This is a genomic window from Ensifer sp. (assembly GCF_035999185.1).
Classification (GTDB): domain Bacteria; phylum Pseudomonadota; class Alphaproteobacteria; order Rhizobiales; family Rhizobiaceae; genus Ensifer.
This window is the reverse complement of sequence record NZ_DASYHB010000115.1, coordinates 1-12,010: the sequence shown is the minus strand read 5'-3', so window position 1 is coordinate 12,010 and position 12,010 is coordinate 1. Positions and strand designations below refer to the sequence as shown.

General features: G+C 62.9%; 10 protein-coding genes. All 10 read right to left on the bottom strand.

The window, feature by feature from the left end; genetic code table 11:
• Positions 1-8: 8 nt before the first annotated feature.
• Positions 9-635, bottom strand: a complete 627-nt coding sequence (locus VGO04_RS14015) for an outer membrane protein (protein ID WP_327496564.1) — start codon at positions 633-635, stop codon at positions 9-11.
• A gap of 194 nt (positions 636-829) precedes the next feature.
• Entirely contained in the window at positions 830-2,167 is a 1,338-nt protein-coding gene (locus VGO04_RS14010) for a HAMP domain-containing sensor histidine kinase (RefSeq protein ID WP_327496563.1), read from the bottom strand.
• Positions 2,164-2,838 carry a response regulator transcription factor gene (locus VGO04_RS14005; RefSeq protein WP_327496562.1) on the bottom strand — a complete coding sequence of 225 codons (675 nt, stop codon included), beginning with the start codon at positions 2,836-2,838 and terminating at the stop codon, positions 2,164-2,166. The genes VGO04_RS14010 and VGO04_RS14005 overlap by 4 nt, the downstream gene beginning before the upstream one ends.
• A 370-nt stretch (positions 2,839-3,208) precedes the next feature.
• Positions 3,209-4,015, bottom strand: a complete 807-nt coding sequence (locus tag VGO04_RS14000; RefSeq protein WP_327496561.1) for an FkbM family methyltransferase — start codon at positions 4,013-4,015, stop codon at positions 3,209-3,211.
• Positions 4,016-4,309: 294 nt separating this feature from the next.
• Positions 4,310-6,049, bottom strand: coding sequence for a peptidase M14 (locus tag VGO04_RS13995; RefSeq protein ID WP_327496560.1), 1,740 nt, complete (start codon positions 6,047-6,049; stop codon positions 4,310-4,312).
• The gene (locus tag VGO04_RS13990; RefSeq protein ID WP_327496559.1) at positions 6,046-6,900 is read right to left on the bottom strand and encodes an ABC transporter permease; all 855 of its coding nucleotides are present in this window, start codon (positions 6,898-6,900) and stop codon (positions 6,046-6,048) included. The genes VGO04_RS13995 and VGO04_RS13990 overlap by 4 nt, the downstream gene beginning before the upstream one ends.
• 4 nt (positions 6,901-6,904) lie before the next feature.
• On the bottom strand, positions 6,905-7,828 hold the full coding sequence (locus VGO04_RS13985) for an ABC transporter permease (protein ID WP_327496558.1): 924 nt from the start codon (positions 7,826-7,828) through the stop codon (positions 6,905-6,907).
• A 59-nt stretch (positions 7,829-7,887) separates the two neighbouring features.
• Positions 7,888-9,375 carry an ABC transporter substrate-binding protein gene (locus tag VGO04_RS13980; RefSeq protein ID WP_414650543.1) on the bottom strand — a complete coding sequence of 496 codons (1,488 nt, stop codon included), beginning with the start codon at positions 9,373-9,375 and terminating at the stop codon, positions 7,888-7,890.
• 90 nt (positions 9,376-9,465) lie between these two features.
• On the bottom strand, positions 9,466-11,286 hold the full coding sequence (locus VGO04_RS13975; RefSeq protein WP_327496647.1) for an ABC transporter ATP-binding protein: 1,821 nt from the start codon (positions 11,284-11,286) through the stop codon (positions 9,466-9,468).
• 26 nt (positions 11,287-11,312) lie between these two features.
• A complete protein-coding gene (locus tag VGO04_RS13970; protein WP_327496556.1) occupies positions 11,313-11,897 on the bottom strand; it encodes a winged helix DNA-binding protein in 585 nt (194 codons plus the stop codon).
• Positions 11,898-12,010 lie beyond the last annotated feature (113 nt).

Genomic DNA, 12,010 nt, shown 5'->3' with positions numbered 1-12,010 from the left:
GGCCAGGCTTAGAAGCGCATGTTGATGCCGGCCTTGATGACGTGGCTGTTGATGTCCTTTTCGCTGGAACCCGCGATGGTGCTGGTGCGGACATCCGGCGTCATGATGTAGTTGTATTCGAGTTTGGCCGAGAGACCGCCGGCAAAGGCCTGTTCCACGCCGGCACCGACAAGGTAGCCGCCCTTGAAGCCGACATCGTTCTGAACGCCGCCGCCCTTCTTGTAGCTGGTCATGGCATAGCCGGCCGTGCCGTAGACGAGCGTCTGGTCGAAGGTGAGGCCGGCCTTTGCCTTGACCGCTGCGCGCCATTTTTCCTTCAGCTTGCCGCCGTTGACCTTGTGCTCGGTGTCGCCGAGGTAGGAGCCTTCGATTTCGGCGCCGACGATGCCGGGACCGGCCTGCATGTTGTAGCCCGCCTGGACGCCAAGTGCGACTCCGTTGCGATCGGCGAATGGGTTGGGCGTGCCGGTGAAGCCGATGCCGCCATGGGCACCGACATAGGCGCCACTCCAGCTGAAGGCTGGCGGGTCTTGATAGGTGGGGGCGGAAAAGTCCGCTGCCAGCGCATGCTGGGCGAAGACGAACGGGAGGAGGGAGAGGCTGAGGCAGATGGAACGCTTGATGGAGTGCCGCATGAATGTGCTCCGTGATTGGATCCGCGCCGATCGTGGCGCTTTCTTCCGCTATTCGCGCCTCGCATGGGGGCGTGCGGGCGCGGTGCAGGAAGATGGGGCCCTTTGTCGGCCGCACCGATTGCACCAACATTGCGCAAATTTAGCTAAATCACTGATTTTTGTGTTAATTATTTGTTAACTGACCCGCGTCCGTATCAATCGACAGGCAGGCTGATGCGGAAGCACGCGCCGCCGGATGGTCCGTCGACGACGGAAATGTGTCCCTTGTGCCGGCCGATGATTTCGCTCACCAGATGGAGGCCGAGACCCGCACCGTGGTCGCGCGGGTGCAGCCGATGGAACGGTTCGAAGATGCGTTCGCGCTCGCGCTCCGGTACGCCCGGTCCTTCGTCCGTGACCTCGATCACGCCGCCACGCTCGACCGAGATGGTAATCTGACCGCCCGCGTGTTCGATGGCGTTGCGCACCAGGTTCGTAATAGCCCGCTCCAGAGCGCCGGCATCGCCGCGCGCAAGGACGCGTTCGCTTACAGAACAGAAGGAGAGCTCGCAGCCAGCCCCAAGCGCAAGCGGCGCGAGGTCCGCCGCCACATCGCGGCAGAGCGACACGAGGTCGAGCCTTGCGAAATCGGCGCCGTCGCGATCGATGCGTTCGAGATCCAGCAATTGTTCGGCAAGGCCGGCGATGCGGTTGGAATCGATCAGCAGGCGGCTTCTAAGTGGTCCCGCGTCAAGGCCCTCTAGCCGTGTCTGCAGGATCGCAACCGGCGTTCTGAGTTCGTGCGCAGCATCGAGGATGAACCTCTGGCGGCGTTCATAGCCGTCGTCGAGCCGCTGCAGGGCGCCGTTGAACGCCTCGACCAGCGGGCGGACCTCGCCCGGAATCTGATGCTCGGGCAGACGCGCACCCCGCCGGTCGACATCGATCTTCCTGGCCTGGTCAACCACATCCGCAAGACCGGCAAACGCACGCCTGACAATGATCGGGATGGCAAAGGCGGGGATCAGGACGACGATCAGCACGATTGGCAGCAGCAGCAGGTTCGCCAGGAGGAACACTGCGAAGGAAGCGCTCCACAGGCGGCCGCCTCCCGTCAGCACGGTGTAGGTGCCGGTATCGGTGGTGATGGAGCGGACGATCGACGAGAGGGTGTAGGGCGCGACGCTGTCACGGATGTCGCCAAAGGCAATCCGGTCCAGGTGCTCGCCAATGCTGCGATAGGCGTCCGGCACAGGTCCGGTGCGGATGACGTCGCCGCGCTCGTTTCGCGCGATGAACCAGAAGTCCGGAGACTCGGCCCGCATGGCACGCAGCTGGGCTGTCTCGACCAACGTCAGGCCTTGGCCCGGTATCGGCTTGATGGAGCCGACTGCAACCGAGGCCGCGTCGGCATCCATGAACTTTCCGCCAAGATCGGCGCGCGTGAGCAGGGCCATGAAGCCGGCGATCACGGCCATCAGCAACAGCACCTGAAAGGTGAGGATCTGCCAGATCAGCCGCTTCTTCAGGGAGTTGGTCGGGTTTGAGGTCATGGGATTAACCGCAACAGGTAGCCGACGCCACGGATGCTGTGGATCTCGACGTCGGCGCCGGTTTCGAGGAGCTTGCGACGAAGCCTCGAAACATGGGCGTCGAGCGAGTTGGACTGGATTTCGTCGTCGTAGCCATAGACGGATTCCTCCAGCGTCGAGCGCTGTACCGTTCGGCCCTGTCTGCGTGCCAGTGTCTCCAGAACGAGCAACTCGCGGCGGGGAAGATCGAGAATACGATCGTTGACTCGTGCCTGCCTGCTGTCAAAATCGAAGACAAGATTGCCGATGCGCGCCGTCATCGGCGCGATGTCAGGCGCGCGCCGCATGAGGGCGCGAATCCGTGCGAGCAGTTCCTCCACGGCAAAGGGCTTGGCGAGGTAGTCGTCGGCGCCCATGTCGAGACCTTTCACCCGTTCGTCGACGCTGCCGCGTGCCGTCAGCACGATCACCGGAATTCCCGACTTCAGCGCACGCACGCGCGGGATGAGCGACAGGCCATCCCCGTCGGGCAGCTGCCGGTCGAGGATAATCCCGTCGTGCACGTGGTTGGCAATGGCGGCCAAGGCGTGGTCGAGCGAGGGGGCATGATCCAGGATCATGTCATAGCGGCCAAGCGCGGCGCTGAGCGCCGACGCCATTTCCAATTCGTCCTCGACAAGAAGCAGGCGCATTGGGGATCTCCGAAACTGACGGGCGTGTGCTGCCCACCTCTGGTGGACGAGGATTGCCGCAACGTTGCGGCGCATTGTCACGCCATTTGTCTCGGTTCTAACGGGGTATGGCGGAACGTCGCAACGCAGAACGGTCGCAGGTTACCGTATCGGATCGAACGAGTGCTTAGAGGCGAAAACAGATGGGGGTTGGGAAGCAAGACTTCCCAACCCCCAAGGAAATGCGAGCTTTCGCGCCCGGTGAGATGGCCGAACGGCCGGAACGCTCGCGCTGGAGACGATCGACGGCATTGAAACGCGAAGCCTGAACCTGGGCGGCGTCAGACGCGCTGTCGCCCGATAAATAGTGCCTCGTGGCCGACCGAACCGCCTAGCGTGCCTTGGCTCTGAACAGGGCCGTGACCCGTTGCGGGTTCCACTCGATCGCTTCGAAGCCGGCTTCGAGCAGGATGTTGAACACCGGGACCAGCGTGCTCTCTTTCTTCACGCCTTTCTCGAAGCCGCAATCGACGGTGACATAGGCGGTCTGCTTCAGCGTTTCATGTGCTCCGGCCAGTATTTCCGGCTCGGCGCCCTCTGCCTCGATCTTGAGAATGGCGACCTTCTTGAGGCCGGTCTCGGCTGCATAGCTGTCGAGGCTGCGCACCTTGATCTTGAATTGATCGACATAGGCTTCGGTCTCGAACAGCGAGCCGTCTGCCGAATTGGGCTTCGAATAGAAGGTCAGCTCGCCGTCGCTCGACCAGAGCCCGAAACGGTTGGTTTTGCGCGCGCCGCCGAAGTTGTTGAGGTCGCTGCAATCCGCTTCCAGGCCTTCCGGTTCGAAGGCGTGGTACTCAAGGCCCTTGGCGCGGCTAAAGGCGCCGAGTTCGCCGACATTGGCGCCGCAGTCAATGAAGGCGCCTTCGAGCGGCCCGGTGATGCGGTGCAGAAGATAGGATTCCGACAGCTGTTTTATACGCGCTGCAATGCCGCGCTTATACAGCCACAGCCGGTCTCGACGGCAGATGTGCAACGTGCTGTCGCCATCGGTCAAAGTCATCATGCTGTCGTTGTCATTCATCGCGATGCGATGCTTGTGGCCCTTCAGTGCGCTGGTGCCGTTTGCCAGCGTGACGAACTGACGGTTGGATATGCTTTCAATCAATGATTGTTGTGCGCTTTTCAGCAGCTTCATCTCGTTTTCGCCCCCGCGATATGCTTGCCCTTCGCGCCATGTGATGAATCAGGAGATAAACCCAACAATCGCAGGCAATTGCCTCATATGGCTTTTGTCGCCATCGTTAACGGCGATTAGGGGAAGTTTCTACAATTGGTTGCGTTTATTCCCAGCTTTTTCGGGCGGGCGCGAAGCTCTGCGGACTGGGATGCGACTTTCGTCGAGGGGCGTTGGCACCGACTTCGGCTTGTGACGCCGCAGGCCCGTCTGTCGACGGGCCTCAACTGCTACGCTGCCTGCAGGTGGTTGGCGTCAGGCAAGTGCCATCATGTCTTGAAACGCGTCGTAAGCGGCCAGCACCGTTTCCATCTGCGCTCCATGACCGGCGACAAAAGCGTCGCCGTAGATCGTCTCGTCCGGATATTCGGTGATCAGCGTCAGCGGCGCCGTGTGGCGATCGTCGACAGAGATCATGCAGGGGAAGCCGTTGATGATCCTGAAACCGGTTTCGCCGGCGTGGATCTCGTAAAGCGCGATCTGGGCGTCGTTGTAGGCGAGCAAGCCCGGGACCGCCGCAAGCCTGAGCGTGACCGCTTCGATCAATTGCTCGGCGCGGCTCTCCCATTCGGCATGGTGACGCATGATCAGGAAGAAGCCCTTGGGCAGGGTCCACATGGCAAAACCGCGAGGCACGTAGCCGGAAAGCGGCCGGGTCCACTCATGCGACGGGTAGCCGTGCAGGTTGACGTGCAGCTGTGCACCGGTCAGCCGCTCGGCCTCCTTGCGGATCTCGCGCTCGTTGAGCGCCGCCCCCGTGCGGTACTCAAGGTCGTCACCGAGGGCGGTGTAGCGGGCTGCATGGTGCATGTGCAGCGGATTGTCGGCGCGAAGCCGCTGGTGCACGGCATAGCCGTCGGGGTTTTCGAGCGGCGAAATGGTAAAGTGCGCGCCCGCACGGGCGGCAAGCGCCTGGGCGGCGCGCAGTGCCCCGACGATGCCGGTCGTCTCGTTGGGATGCTGGCCGCCGCTGATCATCACGGCGGCATCGCTTCCCTTGCGATAGCGGGCCTTGACCGGCCGGCCGGCACGCGATTGCGCCTGGAAGGGTTGGCCGTCGATTTCGGCGAGCTCGGCATGGACCTGTGCGACCGACAACGGCGCTTCGGCGGTTCCGATCGGCTGGGCGTCGCCGTCCACGTCCGTCGCTTGGAGAGGCCTCGTCTCGACAACGACCGTCGGCTTGTCGACGCCAAAGACGATTTCTGGGACGATCTGTCCGGGTTTCAGCCCGCGGTCGCCGAGCGGCCGACCGGACTTCTTCTGGAAGACTTCGAGCAGCGAGAAATAGAAGTCCTCGTGCAGCGCTTCGCGCAGGCTCAGGACTTCTTCGCCGACGGGAAGGCGGAAGTCGGTGACCGGCAGGGTCGCGCGGATGCTGAGCTCTTCGAAATAGGGTTCGCTGTCACCCCAGGCATGGTCGGCGATCGCCCGCATGGTGCCGGCAAAAAGCCGCTCGTAATCGGTTTCGAGATGGCATTCGCGGTTTTTGTCGCAGCCCTCGTCGAGCCGGATCCAGCCGGTCGGGGACAGCAGGGTCTCGCCGATGAAATCGGTGTGGATGTGGTTCGGCGCAAAGACGCTGTGGCTTTGCTGGCGACCGTCGCGGAAGGTCAGCGCGACATCGTAGGTGAAGGCTTTCGTGCTGCCGGCCGCAAAGCGGATCTCGGCATCGCCGACGAGGGCCGCCAGCGGATAGGCTTCGAGCAGGAAGCGGTTCTGCGGCGCGCCTTCATGCTGGGGATAGGCGATGGTCACGCTGGCAAGCGCGTCACGATCGACTTCTTCGAGGAAGAAGTGCAGCAACGGCTTGTAGGCGCTGCGAAGCATGGCCTTGACGCCGAAGCTTGCGAGCTTCTGTTCGGCTGCCTTGCGGCTCGCCGCATCGTCGAACAGCCAGGCCTCGAGCTTGGTGCCGCGGGCGGCTTCCTTGCCGTAGGTGGTCAGAAGCGTGTCGAGCGTGCGCTCGAAGGCGCCTTCGAAAATCATGGTCATCGCGAGGTTCTGCCGGTTGGGTCGAGGCTGTCGCGCAGCCAGTCGCCGAGAAGATTGAGGCCGAGAACGGTCAAGAGGATCGCAAGGCCGGGGAAGACGCTGACCCACCAGGCGTTCTGGAGATAGGTGCGGCCGTCGGCGAGCATGCCGCCCCAGCTCGGGATCAGCGGATCGACGCCGAGGCCGAGGAAAGTGAGGCTGCTTTCAAGCAGGATGTTGTTGGCGACATTCAGCGTCATCAAGACGATGACCGGGCCGATCAGGTTCGGCAGCAGGTGCTGGAACAGGATCTTGTAGTCGCGCACGCCGATGGCGCGGGCCGACTGGATGAACTCGCGCTCACGCAGCGACAGCACCGAGCCGCGCACGAGGCGCGCATATTGCACCCATTGCGACACGATCAGCAGGATGATGGTGTTGGTCAGTCCGCCGCCGACGATGGCGATGAAGGTGATCGCCAGCAGGATGAAGGGCAGCGCCAGCTGCACGTCGGCAAAACGCATGACGAGCATGTCCCAGAAGCCGCGATAGTAGCCCGAAACGAGCCCCATGACGACGCCGAGAACGACGGCGCCGGCAACCGAGGTCAGGCCGACGAGCAGCGAGATCTTGCCGCCGGCAACGACACGGGCCAGCACGTCGCGGCCCAGTGGGTCGGTGCCGAGCGGATGCGCCCAGTTGACGAAGGGCGGCGTCAGCCGCGCCATCAGGTCGATTTTGTCGACGCCACCCGGAAAGAGCACGCCGGAGAAGAGAACGGCGAGGCAGATGCCGCCGGTCAGAAGCGCGCCGAGGATGAATTCGAGATTGCGGAAACGGGCGAAGCGGGTGCTGGAGGCCTTGGACGTCATCGGCTCACTCCGTCCGGATGCGCGGATCGACGAGGCCATAGGCGATGTCGACCAGGAGGTTGACGCCGACGATCATCAGCGAAAGTACGGTGATCACGGCTTGAAGAACGGGATAGTCGCGCGAGGCGACCGCGTCGAAGGCGAGCGTGCCCATGCCCGGCCAGTTGAAGACCAGCTCGACGACGACGATGCCGCCGAGCAGGCCGCCGAACTGCAGGCCGAAATAGGTGATCAGCGGGATCGCGCAGTTACGAAGCGCATGCTTGTAGAGCACCTTGCTTTCGCTGAGGCCCTTGGCGCGGGCGACCATGATATATTGCGACTGCAGCGTTTCGAGCATCGCGGTGCGCACCAGCCGCACATTGGTCGCCGTCAGGATGATGCCCATGGTGAGCGCCGGCATGATGAAGCTTGCAAAGCCGTCCATGCCGCTCGGCGGCAGCCATTTCAAGACGATCGAAAACAAGAGCACCAGCATGATCGCCAGCCAGAAGTTCGGGAAGGAAAGCCCGACGAGCGACAGGATGCGGATCGTCTGGTCGGCCCATTTGCCGCGGGCGACGGCAGCACGGATGCCGAGCGGAATGGAAATGGCGATGGAGACGATCAGCGAGGCGAAGGCCAGCAGCATGGTCGCCGGCAGCGCCGAGGCGATCAGCTGCGAGACCGGGGTGCCGCCCATGAAGGAACGGCCGAAATCGAGCCTGAACATGCCGGTGATGAAGTCGTAGTACTGTGCAAGGAAGGGCTGGTTGAGGCCGAGCCCCTCGCGAATGCGCACGAGGTCTGCCTCAGTCACGCTGCCGGCGCCCTGCGCCAGCATCAGGGCCGGATCGCCGGTGAAGCGAATGGCATAGGAGACGGTCAGCGTCACGACGAACACGACGAAGACCGCCTGCAGAAAACGTTTGATCAGAAATCCGGCCAAGTGACCCGCCCTTTAGAGAAAGTGGTCCGCCGCCTCATGCGAGCGGCGGACCGGATTGTTTACTCGACCGTCACGTCCGTCAGCCGCAGGCGGCTGTCGGGCACCGGCGTGAAGTTCTTGACGCGCTTGCTCACGCCGAAGATGGCGTTGAGGTTGTAGAGCGGCATCTCGAGCGAACGGTCGGCGGCGTAGTTGGCGATCTGCTTGAGGATTTCCTCGCGCTTTGCCCGGTCGGTGATCGAACGCTGGGATTCAAGCAGCTTGTCGAGTTCCGGATCGCTGTCGTAAGGGTTCCACTTTTCGCCCGAGTGGTACATCGAGTAGGCGGTGTTGTCGTAGTCGAGCGTCCAGCCGCCCCAGGACTGCTGGAACATCGCACCGGTCTTTCCGGCCGGGATGATGTCGTTCAGCAGAACGTTGGTCTCGTACGGCTTGATCGTGGCGTTGATGCCGATCAGCTGCAGGTAGCTTGCCACTGCCTGCACGACCTCGTTGAAGGTCGCATCGTTGCCGCGAACGTCGATCTGGACCGAGGCGCCCGGCGCAACACCGGCTTCCTTCAGCAGAGCCTTGGCCTGTTCCGGATCGTAAGGCAGCGGCTTCATCGCCGGGTCGAAGCCGAAGGAGAGCTTGCCCTGGAAGCTGGCAATCGGGTCCGCCTGGCCGCCGAGGATCGACTGGATGATGGTGTCGCGGTCGACACCGAGGATCAGCGCCTTGCGGACCTTCGGATCCTTGGTGATGCCGTCGCGGGTGTTGAAGCGCAGTGCGTAAACGGTCGGACCGGCGCTTGAAGCGATCTCCAGGTTGCTGTCGTCCTGGATCGTCGGGATCATGCCGATCGGAATGGTGGGCGGGATGACGAGATCGACGCGGCCTGCCTGCAGTTCGGCAACGGCGGTCGCCGGCTCCGAGATGAAGCGGTAGTTGAGGTTGGAAAGCTTCGGCGCGCCGCCCCAATGCTCGGCGAAGGCTTCAAGCTTGATGCCGACCTTCGGCTCATAGGAGACGACCTTGAACGGGCCGGTTCCGACCGGATGGGCGTTGAAATAGTCCTCGCCCTTTTCCTTGATGTACTTCGGCGGCACGATCATCGCGCCATAGCCGGCAAGCTTGGTGAGCAGCACCGGATCCGGGGTCTTGAGAACCAGATCCACGGTCTTTTCGTCGACGATCTCGACCTTTTCGATCACCGCATAGTTGGACTTCTGCGGGCCCTTGGAACCTTCTTCGCCGAGCAGGCGCTCGAAGGTGAACTTCACCGCTTCGGCATTGAAGGGCTCGCCGTTGTGGAACTTGACGCCTTCGCGCAGCGTGAAGCGCAGGCGCTTGCCGCCGTCGAGCTCTTCCCATGCGGTGGCAAGACCGGGCACGAGCTTGAGGTCCGGGCCACGATAGGTGAGGCCGTCATAGACGTTGGTGGCAACCGACGCCCAGTTGACGAGGAAGGTGTCGACCGGGTCCCAGCTGCCCGGATCCTGCGGCGATGACACGGTCAGCGTACCAGCGGCAAAAGCCGGCGCTGCGGTCATGAAACTGCCCGCCATCGCAATTGCGATGAAAGCGGCGTGGATCCCCTTTTTGTTGATCATTTACTCACTCCTGTTTCGACAGCCTTCTTGAGAAGAGAAAGCGGCTCACGCACCCTTGGCCACGTAATGGCCAGGGGCGATCTCTTTGCGCGGCAGAACCGCGGGTTCGTTGCCGACGCGCCGTATCGGGCTCGGGATTTCCCCTTCCAGCATGGCGCGCTCGCGGCCCTTGCCGGGCTCGGCGACAGGCACGGCGGATAGCAGCCGGCGCGTATAGGGATGGGCGGGCGTTTCGAATACCTGCTGGCGGCTGCCGAACTCCATGATCTGGCCGAGATAGAGCACGGCGACCCGGTGGCTCATGCGCTCGACCACCGCCATGTCGTGGCTGATGAAGAGATAGGCGAGGCCTTCCTGTTCCTGCAGCTCCATGAACAGGTTGATGATCTGCGCCTGGATCGAGACGTCGAGCGCCGACAGCGCCTCGTCGGCGATGATCAGCTTGGGGCGGGACGCAAGCGCACGGGCGATGCAGACGCGCTGGCGCTGGCCGCCGGAGAACTCGTGCGGGTAGCGCTTGGCGTGCGCGGCCGTCAGGCCGACACGCTCCAGCAGTTCGTGCACGCGCTTTTCGATTTCTCTTTCGCCGAGGATCAGGCCATGGGTACGGATCGGCTCGGCGATCGAGAAGCCGACGGTCTTGCGCGGATCGAGCGAGGCGAAGGGATCCTGGAAGATGTACTGGATCTCCTGCTTCAGCCGCTGCCGCTCGGCATAGTTCATGGCCGAGACCGGGCGACCGCCGAAGAGGATCTCGCCGGACGTGGCGTTCTGGAGCTGCTGGATCGTGCGGCCGATCGTCGATTTGCCCGAGCCGCTTTCGCCGACGAGCGCCAGCGTCTCGCCCGGAAAGATGTCGAAGCTGACGTTTTCGATGGCGTGCACGCGGTGCGTCGCCTTGCCGAAGAGGTTCTTGCGCACGTCGAAACGGGTGACGAGATCGCGCACCGACAGGATCGGGGCCGCGTCGTAGCGGGCGGTGCGCTGCAGGTGAACGTCGCCGACCAGCTTCGGCTCGCCGTCGACCATCATGGTCAGCGGCAGGCGCTTCGGGAATTCCTCGCCGGTCATGCTGCCGAGCTTCGGCACGGCAGACAGCAGCGTCTGGGTATAGGGGTGCTTGGGAGCTTTGAAGATCTCGCCGACCGGGCCTTCCTCGACCTTGCGGCCTTTCCACATGACGACGACGTCGTCGGCCATTTCGGCGACGACGCCCATGTCATGGGTGATGAAGATCACCGCCATGCCGAGTTCCTGCTGCAGGTCGCGGATGATCGTCAGGATCTGCGCCTGGATGGTGACGTCGAGCGCCGTGGTCGGCTCATCGGCAATCAGAAGCTTGGGCCGGCAGGCGAGCGCCATGGCGATCATGACGCGCTGGCGCATGCCGCCGGACAGCTGGTGCGGATAACGGCCGATCAGTTCCGCGCTGTCTGGAAGGCGAACCATGTCGAGCAGCCGGCGCGTCTCGACAAGCGCTTCTGCCTTCGTCATCTTCTCGTGCAGCATCAGCACCTCGGCGACCTGGTCGCCGATGGTGAAGACCGGGTTCAGCGAGGTCATCGGCTCCTGGAAGATCATGGCGATCTCCTTGCCGCGGATGGTGCGCATGGTCTTTTGCGGCGCGCGCGTCAGGTCGATCTCGCCGTCCTTGCCGCGAAAGACGATGCGGCCTGAAGGAAACTGACCGCCCATCATGTCGGACAGCCGCATGATCGATAGAGATGTCACCGATTTGCCGGAGCCGGATTCGCCGACGATCGCCAATGTCCGGCCGGGCGTGACGGAGAAACTCAGGTCTTCGACGACGGGATTGCCATTAAAGGCAACGGACAGCTTCTCGACGGCGAGCAGGGGCGCAGGCATTTCGGCAGTCACGCGGTCATCCTCGTTCAAAGTGTGGTCGCGGCGCGCGCGGACTGTTCATAGGCGCCCGACATGAAACGCAGGACGGCGGCGATTTCGGAAAGTGTCTCTTCCGATGGGCGGGCCTTGGCGGTGGAGGAAACCAGCAGGCGTTCCCGGATCTGGGCGTAGCGCGTGCAGGCGTCCGAGCCCTTGTCGGTGATGAGGATGGTCTTTTCCTTGCCTTCCTTGCCCGTCGTCACGAGGCCGGCTGCTTCGAGCTTGCGGATGGCGTAGGTCGCGACATGGGTGTCCTCGATGTCGAGCACCAGGCAGATGTCGGCGAGTTTCTTGCCGCGATCACGGTGGCGGATCGTGTGCAGGATCAGGATTTCGATGGGAGAAAGACCGGGCACGCCGGCGGCGGCCATGCAGCGCATCATCCAGCGGTGAAAGGCGTGCGATGCGAGGATCAGCCCGTATTCGACTTCGGAGAGGCCGGGAGAGCCGCCTTCGGCGAGATGCGCGGAGGAAACGATCGGGCCGATGGCCGCGACCGGCTTCAAATGTTCGGGCAGGGCGTTTTCGGCCCATTCCCGTCCTTCAAAGCTATCCTCCGACTTCTTCGTCATTCAGCTCTTCCTCATCTTGACGATTTTATGTCATCATTTTATCGACATTTTGTCAACGAACTGCTTTGATGAATTTCCGGGCTTGCACAATGAAGCGGCTCGCGAATGAGAGG